The sequence below is a fragment of the Paenactinomyces guangxiensis genome, from assembly GCF_016055185.1.
Lineage (GTDB): Bacteria > Bacillota > Bacilli > Thermoactinomycetales > Thermoactinomycetaceae > Paenactinomyces > Paenactinomyces guangxiensis.
Window position 1 is genome coordinate 73,135 of record NZ_JAECVR010000002.1, and the last position, 13,775, is coordinate 86,909.

The 13,775-nt window shown below is 41.3% G+C and carries 8 protein-coding genes; 6 read left to right on the forward strand and 2 right to left on the reverse strand.

Features of this window, described 5'->3' with window-relative positions; genetic code table 11:
* Nucleotides 1–230: 230 nt before the first annotated feature.
* The gene (locus I8U27_RS03655; protein WP_181750656.1) at nt 231–2,129 is read left to right on the forward strand and encodes a PrkA family serine protein kinase; all 1,899 of its coding nucleotides are present in this window, start codon (nt 231–233) and stop codon (nt 2,127–2,129) included.
* Nucleotides 2,130–2,169: 40 nt separating this feature from the next.
* Nucleotides 2,170–3,321 (forward strand): sporulation protein YhbH, encoded by a 1,152-nt coding sequence (yhbH, locus tag I8U27_RS03660; RefSeq protein WP_181750657.1) that lies wholly within the window; start codon nt 2,170–2,172, stop codon nt 3,319–3,321.
* A 475-nt stretch (nt 3,322–3,796) separates the two neighbouring features.
* On the opposite strand, the gene I8U27_RS03665 is transcribed toward yhbH, so the two are convergent.
* Together I8U27_RS03665 and I8U27_RS03670 are read right to left on the reverse strand one after the other, a co-directional pair.
* Entirely contained in the window at nt 3,797–4,555 is a 759-nt protein-coding gene (locus I8U27_RS03665; protein ID WP_309506095.1) for a DUF3800 domain-containing protein, read from the reverse strand.
* A 9-nt stretch (nt 4,556–4,564) separates the two neighbouring features.
* Nucleotides 4,565–4,843, reverse strand: coding sequence for a zinc-ribbon domain-containing protein (locus I8U27_RS03670; RefSeq protein WP_181750659.1), 279 nt, complete (start codon nt 4,841–4,843; stop codon nt 4,565–4,567).
* A 521-nt stretch (nt 4,844–5,364) separates the two neighbouring features.
* Here I8U27_RS03670 and I8U27_RS03675 point away from each other — a divergent pair.
* From I8U27_RS03675 to I8U27_RS03690, 4 genes are read left to right on the forward strand one after another with little or no spacing between them, the layout of a single operon-like run.
* Entirely contained in the window at nt 5,365–6,849 is a 1,485-nt protein-coding gene (locus I8U27_RS03675) for a TIGR02677 family protein (protein ID WP_181750660.1), read from the forward strand.
* An 11-nt stretch (nt 6,850–6,860) separates the two neighbouring features.
* Nucleotides 6,861–8,051: a TIGR02678 family protein gene (locus I8U27_RS03680; protein WP_181750661.1), complete on the forward strand. Its 1,191-nt coding sequence runs from the start codon at nt 6,861–6,863 to the stop codon at nt 8,049–8,051.
* Nucleotides 8,048–12,196: a TIGR02680 family protein gene (locus tag I8U27_RS03685; RefSeq protein ID WP_181750662.1), complete on the forward strand. Its 4,149-nt coding sequence runs from the start codon at nt 8,048–8,050 to the stop codon at nt 12,194–12,196. Before I8U27_RS03680 ends, I8U27_RS03685 begins: the two co-directional genes overlap by 4 nt.
* A gap of 55 nt (nt 12,197–12,251) precedes the next feature.
* Nucleotides 12,252–13,619 carry a TIGR02679 family protein gene (locus tag I8U27_RS03690; RefSeq protein WP_181750663.1) on the forward strand — a complete coding sequence of 456 codons (1,368 nt, stop codon included), beginning with the start codon at nt 12,252–12,254 and terminating at the stop codon, nt 13,617–13,619.
* Nucleotides 13,620–13,775 lie beyond the last annotated feature (156 nt).

The window sequence follows — 13,775 nt, forward strand, 5'->3', positions numbered from 1 at the left end:
AAACCTTGGGTTTTTACTCAAGGTTTTTCTACTTTTTTTCTTTATTTTCTGATAAAATAGAAGTAACACACTTCTATTCGCTGCATATATATGATATAAATATCGCCTTAACCTTTCTTACTTCAGTCACGTAATGCCAGTAAAAATCATGGACAAGGCAGGTATGAAATGCGGTAGCAACGATGACCAAACATTTCGTACAAATTTGGACTGGGGGAGGGGAGTCTTCCATGGACATCTTAAAACGGATCGCTGAATACCGCGATCGGGAAAAAAAGTTGGTATGGGAAGGAACCTTCGCAGACTACTTAGACATTGTGAAAGAGAATCCGCAGGTCGTTCAAACGGCTCATTCAAGAGTATATAATATGATCGCCAAAGCCGGCGTCGAAACAGATTCTCAAGGAAATAAAAAGTATCTCTTCTTCAGCAGAGAACTTTTTGGGTTAGATCGCTCTATAGAACGTTTGGTTGAAGAATACTTTCATTCGGCAGCACGCCGCCTCGATGTAAGGAAACGCGTCCTCCTTCTCATGGGACCGGTTAGCGGAGGCAAATCCACCATTGTTGCCCTGTTGAAAAAAGGGTTGGAGCACTATACCCGTACGGATGAGGGGGCTCTTTACGCCATTAAGGGTTGTCCAATGCAAGAGGAACCGCTCAATTTGATTCCGCGCGAACTGCGACCTGAACTTGAAAGGGAATTTGGACTGCGCATTGAAGGCAACCTGTGCCCGTCTTGCCGTTTCCAACTTAAAGAGGAGTATAACGGACGGATTGAAGATGTGCCGGTCGTACGGGTTCTTTTCTCTGAGGACGATCGTGTCGGAATTGGAACCTTTAGTCCATCTGATCCCAAGTCACAGGATATTGCTGACTTGACAGGCAGCATTGATTTCTCCACCATTACGGAATATGGCTCAGAGTCAGACCCACGGGCATACCGTTTTGATGGCGAATTGAATAAAGCGAATCGCGGCTTGATGGAATTTCAGGAAATGCTCAAGTGCGATGAGAAATTTTTATGGAATTTGCTCTCACTCACGCAGGAGGGGAACTTTAAAGCTGGAAGATTTGCTCTGATTTCCGCGGATGAGCTGATCGTGGCCCATACCAACGAAGCAGAATATAAATCGTTTATTGCCAACAAGAAAAATGAAGCATTGCAATCCCGCATCATTGTGATGCCGATTCCGTACAACCTCAAAGTGTCGGAAGAAGAGCGGATTTATCGCAAACTGATTCACCAGAGCGACCTGGCAGATGTTCATATCGCTCCCCACTCTTTGCGCGCAGCTGCGATCTTCACCATTTTAACCCGCCTCAAAGAATCAAAAAAGCAGGGAGTCGACTTGCTCAAGAAAATGCGTTTGTATGACGGGGAATCTGTTGAAGGAATAAAGGATATCGATATTCAGGAATTGCAAAATGAATTCCTTGACGAAGGAATGTCCGGCATCGATCCCCGCTATGTTATTAACCGGATCTCCAGTGCCCTGATTCGGACCGATGCCAATTTCATCAATGCCCTCGACATTTTACGGTCCCTCAAAGACGGTTTAGACCAGCACCCGTCCATCACTCCTGAACAGCGCGAAAAATATCTCCACTTTATCTCAGTTGCCCGCAAAGAATATGATGAGCTGGCGAAAAAAGAAGTGCAAAAGGCTTTTGTCTACTCATATGAAGAGTCGGCGAAAACATTGATGGACAACTATCTGGATAACGTCGAAGCATACTGCAACTGGCAAAAGATCCGCGATCCCATCACCGGTGAAGAACTGGAGCCGGATGAAAAACTGATGCGTTCCATCGAAGAACAGATTGGAATTTCCGAAAACGCGAAAAAAGCATTCCGTGAAGAGATTCTGATTCGCATCTCCGCATATGCCCGTAAAGGAAAACGGTTTGACTACAACAGCCATGAGCGACTGCGGGAGGCGATTCAGAAAAAGTTGTTTGCGGATCTCAAAGATGTGGTAAAAATCACTACCTCTACCAAAACACCGGATGAGAACCAGTTAAAGAAAATCAATGAGGTTATCGCCCGCCTGGTAGAGGATTACGGTTATACCCCGGCAAGCGCAAACGAATTGTTGCGCTACGTGGGAAGTTTGCTCAATCGTTAATGTCGGTTGGTCTTAATTGGAAACGGGAGGTGAAACACCGATGAAGCACCCCCTATTTATCGTTTCCCAAGAGGATTGGTCCCTGCATCGCAAAGGGTACCAGGACCAGATGCGACACCAGGAAAAAGTAAAAGAAGCCATTCGCAAGAATTTGCCCGATTTGATCAGTGAAGAAAGCATTATCATGTCGGATGGGAAACATGTCATAAAAATTCCAATTCGCTCCATGGAAGAGTACCGTTTCCGATTTAATTACAACAAGGGTAAACATGTCGGTCAAGGAAGCGGAGACAGCCAGGTCGGAGACTTACTCGCCCGTGAAGCCCCCGGACAGAAACAGGGGCCTGGGAAAGGGCAAGGTGCCGGTGATCAGGCAGGCTCTGATTATTACGAAGCTGAAGTCTCCGTTGCCGAACTGGAGGGAATCCTTTTCTCAGAAATGGAATTGCCCCGCTTAGAACGGAAAGAACAAGAAGAAATAACAGTCGAGGATATTCGTTTTAACGATGTCCGCAAAAAAGGACTCATGGGGAATATCGATAAAAAACGAACCCTACTTGAAGCGATCAAGCGAAATGCAATCAAAGGCAATCGAGGAAAAGCCCGTATTTCCATAGATGATCTCCGTTTTAAAACATGGGAAGATGTGGTTATTCCACACTCCAATGCAGTTGTGATCGCGATGATGGACACAAGTGGGAGTATGGGAATATTCGAAAAATATATTGCGCGCAGCTTCTTCTTCTGGATGGTTCGCTTCCTTCGCACCCGTTATCAACACGTTGAAATGGTCTTTATCGCCCACCACACCGAAGCGAAGGAAGTGAGTGAAGAGGCCTTTTTCACCAAAGGAGAAAGCGGTGGAACCATCTGCTCCTCCGCCTACCGCAAAGCTCTAGAAATTATCGATTCCCGCTATCCGCCACATCGTTACAACATCTATCCATTCCACTTCTCCGATGGTGACAACCTCACTTCAGATAATGAACGTTGTGTCACCCTGGTAAAAGAATTGATGAAACGCTCCAATATGTTCGGTTACGGCGAAGTGAACCAGTATAACCGGCATAGCACATTAATGACGGCCTATCGCCATATTCAGGACCCTGAGTTTCTCTATTATGTGATCCGGGAGAAAAGTCAAGTATACGATGCGTTAAAACATTTCTTTGGAAACAAACAGGTCAGTTAAACCTTCAGAATTTGAGGGTTTTAACTAACTAACAAACTGTGGATGATCAGTCGCTTTCTCAAGTATTTTCTTGGGGAAGCGACTTTCTTTTTACATATCATCTTTGTAGATCGAGATGATATTAACTTCTCTGACCAGGTCAAAAATCTCGCTTATAAGATGGGGTGAATATAGCATAGATATTATCAAAATGAAAAGCTGCCACCGCAAAGAAGTCGTCTAACTCAAATGAATGCGGTATTAAACAAGATTAAAAATTCTAAGGATACCATTTGGTCTTTGATAAATAAAATGATAAACCGACTGATATCGTAAAGGATTTATTGAAATGATATTTCTATAATGTCTTGAAATACGTTGACTAAGGTAAATAAAACAGGTATATTTAAATTAAGATCAGAATAAGATAGTAATGGGCTGGGTTGCCGCCCCGAGGGCGGACTAATGGGTCGCTTGACCGCATAGCCCCTCGTTTTTATATAAGCCATTCACTACAGTTTACATATCCGTATTTCATAGGATTTCCGTCGTGGGAGGACGGGAATTTTTTCTTTATTATGGTTGAATACGTCTTATCCTTTCCTTCTAGGGCTCTCCAGAGAGAACCTGCGACTAAATCAGCTAATTGTAAACCTATAGTAAACTTTGATTTGGCAAAATTTAAAGAAGGTGAGAAGATAGTCTTATCAAAGTTCGGGAAAAGGGACTCATTTTCAAGTGCTTTTTTATAGGATTTATACATCTTTTCATCGTGTGGATCGTCAATCGAATTAATGAAAACAGTTACGGGGTCTTTTATTCTATATCTATGCATATGTGAGTTAATAATAGAAACTAGATGCTGAAAAGATAAATAATAGGTATCATCTTTAGATTGGATTAGCCCTTTTTGTTTACACTCATATTTATTCTGCCCTACTTCAAAGAGAGTTAAGTCAGATCTGCTTATACAAGAAAAAGCCTCATTCCTATACTGGTTTATTATCAAGCTTGGGGAGCCCAAATCTTTCTTAAATACTCCATTTTTAAGGCTGTACTTAACTTCCTGAAATTGACTTTTAAAATATTTCTGTTTTATTTTCTCAACATCTTTTTCAATTTTTTCCAACGATCTAGCTTTAATTAGGACGGCTCCTAAGACAAAATATAATGTATTTCCACCATTCAGAGAGGGATCTTGATCGTTCTTCATTTTTGTGGTTCCAGCTTCATCAATATATAATAGATTACATATGGTAACCTCTTAAAACGGAATTTCATCAATATAATTCTTTTTTCTTTTAGGTTCTACAAGCTTAGACAATAAAAAGTGTGTTTCAGTGCCGCAATATGGACAGTAAGCAGCGTTAGGTGGAACTGTCTTACCACAAAAATTAGTGTTTGTACAATGGTTGACCAACGAATAGCCACAGTAGATACAATGTCTTGCTTCGTGATCATCTTCAAGGGCATTAGGCTCTTGGCAGTAAGCACACTGTTTTAATCGCCCTAAATCATCTGTTTCATATTTGTTATTAGGCATAAGTTCACACTCCAAATAAAAGGCTTTATGTTATTTTACACGAGAAAAAGAAATACGCAACATATTATCTTTGCAAAATTCTGTAGAAATCATCATACTTACTAAGGCAAGAGCAATTAGTTTCTTTACTATTCTTTATCCTGCTCAGCCACATCTAAAAAGGAAGAAAGGTGGATTATGTCATATCGGCATTGGTTATTTAAACCAAAGGAATATGAAATTGCTAAGGAGTACTCAAAACGAAAAAAAAATTAACCCCGTTTCTCCTACATATTTGGCCCAAGTGGTACTTGAGCGTTCAGAGAAAACAGGGTCTGCTCTTAATATATTATCGTTCGTTTTTATGTGTATCAACAAAATACACATTTTCGATTCATTCTTTTTTAAATACAAAAGCGGTCCATCCATCTAGGCTTTTGTTTGTGTACCAGGCATTTGCTTGCATAGTATTTCCATTTAAAACTTCTTTTGCTATGATAAAAGAAATTCATGACTTTTCAAATTTAAGGATGGTTCATTTTATGTCAGAAGGGGTTATATTAGAATTTAAGTATTTAACTGAGAGCAAAGCCCATAATTATCGGTCGATTATAACATATTTTTACCAACAGCATGAACGTTTGCTCCCTTTTATCTATCCGGAAGAAATTTATCTGTTTTTAAAAGAAATAAAGGACTACTCTCATTACACTGAGGAAGAGTTATATCGTGATTTAGATCAGTTAGTAGCCTGGGGAAATCTCGAACGGATTCAGGAAACTGGCCGGTTTCAATCGATTGAAGAATTCAAGAAAAAGAAGTTTATTTATCAATTGAAGCCAAAAGCAGTAGAGATTGAACGGATGTTGAGAACCGTTTTGCAAATAGATGATGGTATGAGCGGTTCACTGGACCCTACCCTCTTTGAACGTTTGTACAAGCGAATCGTAGAGTTAACCAACAGGGTGGGAGGAGTCTATGAGATCCGAAACAGAAAAGCGGAAGAGGTAAGGATGCTTTGGAATGACATTCATGGAGACTTCAGAAAATTAAGAGATGATGCCAGTGACTATTTTAACCGTTTAAAAAGCCAACAAATCGAAGAAAAGATGAAGGTAATTGATTATTTGCAATTTAAGGAAGCCGTTACCGAATATTTACGCAATTTTATGACCCGTTTACAGAAAACAGCCATGCAATTGGAACGAGTCATTGAGGATGTTGATCTGTTTTTTCTCGACATTGTGGCTGAAAAATTGGTGGAGTATGAAAAATATATTCCAAGGTTTGATGAATCTCCCCCCACAAAAGAACAGTTTCTCACTGAAATAACGAAACAATGGGATGCCTTTCGGGGATGGTTTTTAGGAAACGAAAAAGGAGAAAGCTATATCGAACTGCTCCAAAAACGAACCAACGAAACAATTGGGCGAATGGTTCGCTTTGTACAACGGTTGGGAGAGATTCAACATCCACATAAAAGCAGAAGACACGATTATCTTCATTTAGCGAAATGGTTTGCCGATGTGGATACCATTGAGGAAGCCCATCGGTTATCGGCTTGTGTTTTCGGGGTGCCTGATGTGCGGCATTTCTCCATTCAAGAACCAAAAGAAACGGAGTCGATTGATCGCGAGGTTTGGGATCTCTCTCCCGCCTTTTATGAAATAAAGCCAATAACAAGGGACTTCAGAGAGCGAGTGAAGACGACAGCAGTCGTGGATCAAACGGAGAAAAAACAGAGGGCCATTGCGGAATTTATCAAGAAAAAAGAAGAAGAAAAACGTTTATTGGAAAACCTTGTCTCCAATCGGGAAATCAGGTTAAGGGAACTATCTGCTATACAACCGGTTGTGCGTAAAAAGCTGTTAAGCTGGATCGGAAAAGCGATGGCACATCCTGAAAAGCGGGCCCAGACGGAGAACGGCGAAAAGTATCAAATTGTCCTGGCGAGCTCTGAACGGATTCAAATAAAATGTACAGACGGAGTGCTGACTTTGCCTGATTGGATCATTTCGTTTAAGTAAAGGATGACATGATGACAACGAATAAAAAATGGATGGATGAGATTGCTGAGCAAGCGATTCAGGTATTATTGTCCCGTTTCTGGATTATAAAAGAAGATGATCCTGAATTATATGCAATCATTCGGGACCGGGAGTCTGTCATCAAAGACTTTATGCGTGAAAAGTGTGGTTTTCGCCTGATCGTACACCGGTATTTTATAAAACTTGAAAAAATACCGGCTCAAGCGGAAGGATGGATGGGGATCCGCGAGTTTCAAGAGCCGCTCGATTACGTATTACTTTGTTCTGTACTTGCGTTTTTGGAAAATAAGTCAGTGGATGACCAGTTTCTGCTCTCTCAACTTTGTGAAGAACTCAAACTATTAACTCCTGAGAGTGTAAAGCTGAATTGGGAAAACTACGTCCACCGCAAATCTTTAATTCGTGTTTTGAAGTGGATGCAGGAGATGAAGATGATTCGCATCATTGACAGTAATGACCTGTTATTTACCCACGATGAGAAAGAAGCGGAAGCGCTTTATGAGCAAACCGTTTTGTCGCGCTATTTTATGAGGACGTATCCTAAAGACTTGTATCGATTTTCAAGCAGAGACGAGATATTGAAAGCCGATTTATCAGATGATGACTCAATCAGGCGCCGTCATCAGGTATATCGCCGGATGCTCCTGTCCCCTGTTGTTTATGAATCAGAGATGAGTGAAGAAGAATGGTTATATATAAAAAATTACCGCTATCGCATTGCAGAAGATTTACAGAAGACGGCGGGACTTTCTCTGGAGGTATATAAAAAAACGGCTTTAGCAGTAGTTATTGATCAAAGATCAAAGTTACACCAGTTTCCCGATGGAAAAATGATCACCGCACTTTTTCTGCAGTTTGCAGATGAGGTTCGACATCGACTGGCAACAGAAGAAGTAGACCGCACTGACAGAGGCTGGATTCTTCTTACAGCAGTACAGTTTGAGCAATGGTTACAGAGTTGTAAAGAACGTTTTGATTATGGATGGAGCAAGGAATATAAAAAACAATCTTTAGGCAAAACAGCGAAAGAATTACTTCACTTTCTAATCGATTGGAAAATGGCCAAGGTAGATGACGAACGAGCCATCATTTACCTGCTGCCCGCCATTGGGAGAATGGTGGGAAATTATCCGGCTGATTATAAGGAAAAACATCGGCGTAATCAGGAGAGATCAAGATGAGGAGCTGGAAATTAAACCGAGCGGGTTTGTTTAATTATTGGTTTTATGATGAAGAAGAGTTTCATTTTTCAGACGGAAAGCTGTTGCTCAGGGGAGCCAACGGTTCGGGAAAGTCTGTGACGATGCAAAGCTTTTTTCCTCTGTTGCTGGATGGGAGAAAAAGCCCGGAACGTCTGGATCCGTTTGGATCAAAATCGCGAAGGATTGAGGATTATCTCTTGTGTAATAATCAAGAGGAACGGACTGGTTATCTGTATTTGGAATATGTTCGTGACGGGTTAGATCAATATATGACAACCGGAATCGGCCTGCGGGCTAAAAAGCATGGTTCTGTAGATTTCTGGGGATTTGTCATCAAAAATAATCAGCGGATTGGTCATCACCTGCAATTATATAAACAGGAGAAGGGTCCCGACGGGGAATTACAAAAAGTTCCTCTGAACAGAAAACAGTTAGAAGAAACACTGCGGGACGGCGGGATCGTTGTTAGATCACAAAAGGAATATATGGAACTGGTGAATCGATATGTATTTGGCTTTCCTTCCCTTGAATCATATGAAGAGCTGATTAAGTTATTGATTCAAATTCGCAGCCCGAAATTATCAAAGGATTTTAAACCAACTGTTATCTATGAAATATTGGTCGAAGCACTGCCACCCTTGACGGACGAAGAATTAAGACCTCTCACCGAATCGATTGAAGCGATTGATCAAATCCAGAGCCAGCTGGACCAATTGGTGAAAGAAAGAAGCTCTTTAGATCGGCTGTTAAAACATTACACACGCTATAATCAAGTCGTTTTGAAAGAGAAAGCCGAACATACTGTGAAGGCACTGCAAAACTTTAAACAGCTCCAGAAGAAATATGCATCTCTGCAACAACAGCTTCAACAAGACCAGACGCAAAAACACCGGTTGGAGCAAGAACGCTTACAATTGCACCGAGAACGCGAAGTCCTTGGCGAAGAACTTGAAGAACTGAAAGATCATGATGTCTACAAAGCTGAGCGGGATCTGAATGCTTGTAAAACGGAACTGAAAAAGAATCAATCGGCCTATCAAAAAAAAGAGAATGATTACCAGGCGAAGAAACAACAGCAGCATCGTTATACCAGACGGATTAACGAATTGGAAGCCAAACTACATCAAGCCAAAAAAGAAATGGATATGCACTTGGATGAGATGAAGAATATTGCCGAAGAATCGTTGTTTTTGCATCATGATGGGGAAGAGTCCTATTATTTAAGACAAATGGAACAGGAATTTTCCTTTACCGATTGGAAAAAAAAAGCAAAAGCCTATCGAAAAAAATTGGTATACATCTGTCAAGATTTTGAAGAACTAAAAAGAGCGGAAGATAACTATGAAGCGATTCAGATTGAACTCGGCAAGCGAAAAAAAGAGTGGGACGACCTCATAGAAAAGGAACATCAATGGAAAAGGGAAGTGGAGGCGGAAAAGCAATCTTTTATTGATGCAATTTATCATTGGAATCATAATAATCAGGAGATCTGGCTGGATGAGGAACAATTGCAGACCATCTCACAAATCGTCTTGAATTATCCGGAAGATGCCAGAAAAGACGAGTGGGAAGAAATTGTGCGGAGAAAAGTGAACGCGGTTCGCGGGGAGATCCAACAGGAGTTTTATCGCCTCAAGCATGAACTTGATCAGCAACGGGAAATTGTCTTGGAATTGGAGAATGAATTAAGCAGTTGGGAACAAAAAGAAGATCCTGAACCCAACCGGCATACTGCGACAGACAGCGCAAGAAAGATGTTAAAATCAAAAGGTATTCCGTTTCTGCCTTTCTACCGGGCGGTTGATTTCCATCCGCAAGTGACGGAAGAGGAAAGAAAAATATTGGAGGCAGCCCTGAGCCAGACGGGAATTTTGGATTCGCTAATTCTCCCGTCAAATTATGAAAGTGCTTCGATCTGGCATGATCAAATTCTTGTGCCGGCCGAACCTGTCAAACTCAATCTGAGTCAATATCTAAAGCCAACCCCGCCAGGAGACCGGTCCATAACCGCAGAGGACATTGAAAAAGTTCTGCAAAGTATCGGCCTTCAAGAAACAGAAGCCAATGGGACTATCATCACCATCGAAGGACATTTTCGTAACGGATTGGTACAAGGGCATGCGATTGTGCAAGGCGAGGCCATTTACATTGGTCGGGAGTCGAGACAGCGGTACCGGGAGCAAATGATTCAAAAGATCACAGCCCAATTGCAAGCAGAGAAAGAAAAAGTACAGGCTTTGTCAGATGAAAAAGAGCAATTGCAGCAAAGGATCAATCAAGTCGATACTGAATATCAATCCTTCCCAGGTGAAGAGAATCTTAATGAGGCATATCATACATGGTTTCAAATATCGCAATCTGTCATCGCGAAAGAAAATGAACTGAACCTTTACAATCGCAAACAAAAAGAAACTTTACTCTGCCTGGAACAACAAAAAAGCCGGATTACGCAAAAAATACATGAAGAAGGCTGGGATTGGGGTCATCAACATCACCTTTATCAACAAGCGCTATCAAATATGGAAGGTTATCTGGAATGTCTTGAGGAATTGCAATCGTCTCATTACAAATTCCTGTCCTGTGTACGGGATCGAAATAATAATCAAGAGTGGTTAAACGAGATTGAAAAAAATTTGCTTGAGTTAAAAGGGGAATTGAATGAACTTGAGGATTTGATCAGTAAAGCGGAACTGCGCATTCAAAAAATACAAGAACGCTTACAGGAATTGGGGTTTGAAGAGATTCAGGAAAAAGTCCGTTTCTATACACGCCGGTTGGAGCAAGAAATCCCTCAGGCACTGCAAAACATCGAAGATCAAAGAAGAGAGACCGAAGTATCTCTGTCCAAAACTGAAGATGAACTGGATAAGTTGAAACAGAGTCTGGCTTGGTGCCGTTTCTATTATCAGTCATGGATGGAAGTGTTCAAAGAAGAAAAGAATTTACAGGGCCTCTGGAATACAAGAGAACAGTTGGAGGCTGAGATGGATGAGGAAGCAGTCATCTCAGAAGCTAAGCAGATCATCAAGGAATTTTCTGAAGAACGGAATAGAGAAGATTTGGAGCGACTGCTCAATAATCTGCGCTTTGAGGAGCAATCCAATCTGTTTGAGTACGATATTCGTTTGAGCCCTACACTGGTATATTCCAAATCGGCGGAAGATATTTTGCAGCAACTTCGAGATGAAACGATGTATGAAAAAGCAATGCTACAGTGGAAAGAATTGCAAAAAATCGCTAGACGCAATGTCTTTTCGATGAGCTATGAAGGAATGAGAACAGATTTAGCGACTGGACGAGGAAAAATCAGTGAAAAAGCTGAGCAGCAAGAACAACTGCTTGAAAATAAGGATAAAGAGCTTTACCAAGAAGTAATTCTAAACAGCATTGGGCGAATTATCCGGTCCAGAATTACCCGCGCAGAAAATTGGATTAAAGAGATGAACCGGATCATGGACGAGAGGAATCCCTCCAGTAGTTTGAAATTCTCTCTTCAATGGAAACCGAAAACAGCGGGAACCGAAGCAGAATTGGATACTAAAGAACTTGTTCATTTACTGAGTGGTGATTCCCGCATACTAAAAGACGAAGATCTCACAAGAATCCGGAATCATTTTCAAGTGAAAATTAATCAAGCAAGAGAACAATTAAGGGAGCAGGGCGGAGGGGATAGTTTTCACCAATTAATTAAGAAGATGCTGGATTATCGTGATTGGTACCAATTTGTCCTTTATGCAAAAAAAGAGCATGAAAATCGCAAAGAGATGACGAATCACGTATTTGAAAAATACAGCGGCGGCGAGAAAGCAATGGCGATGTACATTCCTCTATTTGCTGCGGCCTATTCCCGATACTCCAGTGCAAACAAGGATGCCCCGAAGATCATTGCTTTAGATGAGGCGTTTGCCGGAGTGGATGAAAATAACATCGCTGACCTGTTTGATGTGGTGGAAAAATTGGGCTTTAACTACGTGATGAACTCTCAGGCTTTATGGGGTGATTATGATAAAGTGAAGAGTTTATCGATCTGTGAAATTGTTCGCCCGAAAAATGCCCCGTTTGTGACAGTGATGCGCTACCATTGGAATGGGCACAATCTGGAACTGTCTCACCCTGGTGAATAGGAAAAAGCAGAAGATCATTTGCTTCCTACTCAATGAGTAACAAAAAGGAGAGTTTATGAAAGCCAAAGATAAAAAATTAGAAGAGGCTGTCCGTTTTTTTCAAGCAGAAGAAGGCTTTCATCGCCTTCTTTTGCGTATGATCGAGAAGTATCGAAGTTTGGGAAGAATCGGCGGATCTGTGAGAATAACAAACTTATCCAAACAGGAGGCAGCTGTTCTTTCTTCTTTTTTTCGAAAAGAAATGGAGCCGGGCCAGGAAGCTCGCGTTTTAATCAAAGAATTTGAACGGTTTTTGCAGGAATCACGATTTTCGCACATTCATTGTTTAGAGTTGCTGGAAGGGTTCGCTGGAGAGAAATTAATGAGCAAACGTGAGCAAAAAGAAAGGAATCACAACAAAAAACAGCTTTTCTTTCAGCAAATTCAAGAAAAGTTTTCCTCCTCATTTGTATCCACTTGGATTCGTTCAATTCTTAGCCTATCTGCAGAAACCCGGCTTATTCACCATCTATACGAACAACAGCAAGATCGTTTAGCTGCAGATATGATGGTCGTAGCAAATGCTTTAGTGGAACTGGAAAAGAAAAAAGGTTCAAATGGAATTGTGCTGGTTGAGAGAATGGAGCGTTTCCCCTTTTTTGCAGAAAGAATAACAGGCAATCCGCATGGTTTTGATCTGCACACCACCAGAGGGAAAATGTTATTTAATGCTTTACGAGTCATCGGAACAGGGAGTTATCAGGGTGAAGTATTTCGTTTAAAACTGACACAGGCAGAGGAAAATAATCAGTTGCTTCATTCTTTTGGATTGTTGCGGGATGACATTCTAAATTTTGTCACCACTACAGGCTTGCTCGCCTTGGATCACGAAAGCCGGCCGCTCGCTGTATGGAAAGCGGCGATTCAAGAGCGCTGTGTACTCAATATTCCGCTGAAAGAGATGGTTAAAGTAAGACGGGTAAAACCGGCTAATTCTAAATTAAGAAAGGTATTTGTACTGGAAAATTCGGGACTATTCTCTGCTTTATTTGAAGCGTTGATCAAAGAGGGGATCCATCCGCCGCTAATTTGTACGCATGGACAAATCAATACATGCAGTCTGATTCTTCTGGATCAATTGGCTAGTAATGGAACATGTATTTATTATTCGGGTGACTTTGATCCCGAAGGTTTACTAATCGCGGACCGGCTCGATCAACGCTATCCGGGAAGAGTGATTTTGTGGAGATTTAGCGCTGAAGATTACCAGGCATGCCGATTGGAACAGGTGCTGGAAGAATATCGGATCAAAAAGCTTAAAAATATAAAAAGTCCCAAATTAGTAGAAGTTGCAAGTGCTATGAGCCGTTTGCGACAAGCGGGATATCAAGAGAGTCTGTTTCAATTTCTTTTAGAGGATATAAGGAGAGAAATCGTTGACTGATTGTTATTGTTCTTTCCTTCTGACTTTTGAAGTGAATGGGCTATATCATGGCTAGTTATATCAGTATAACCGGCATAGCAGACGGCCTATCGCCATATTCAGGACCCTGAGTTTCTCTATTATGTGATCCGGGAGAAAAGTCAGGTATACGATGCG

Excerpts from the sequence above, each read along its gene's own strand:
- I8U27_RS03685 (WP_181750662.1), top strand. The coding sequence starts at position 8,048 with ATGAGGAGCTGGAAATTAAACCGAGCGGGTTTGTTTAATTATTGGTTT.
- I8U27_RS03670 (WP_181750659.1), bottom strand. The coding sequence starts at position 4,843 with ATGCCTAATAACAAATATGAAACAGATGATTTAGGGCGATTAAAACAG.
- I8U27_RS03675 (WP_181750660.1), top strand. The coding sequence starts at position 5,365 with ATGTCAGAAGGGGTTATATTAGAATTTAAGTATTTAACTGAGAGCAAA.
- I8U27_RS03655 (WP_181750656.1), top strand. The coding sequence starts at position 231 with ATGGACATCTTAAAACGGATCGCTGAATACCGCGATCGGGAAAAAAAG.
- yhbH (WP_181750657.1), top strand. The coding sequence starts at position 2,170 with ATGAAGCACCCCCTATTTATCGTTTCCCAAGAGGATTGGTCCCTGCAT.
- I8U27_RS03690 (WP_181750663.1), top strand. The coding sequence starts at position 12,252 with ATGAAAGCCAAAGATAAAAAATTAGAAGAGGCTGTCCGTTTTTTTCAA.
- I8U27_RS03680 (WP_181750661.1), top strand. The coding sequence starts at position 6,861 with ATGACAACGAATAAAAAATGGATGGATGAGATTGCTGAGCAAGCGATT.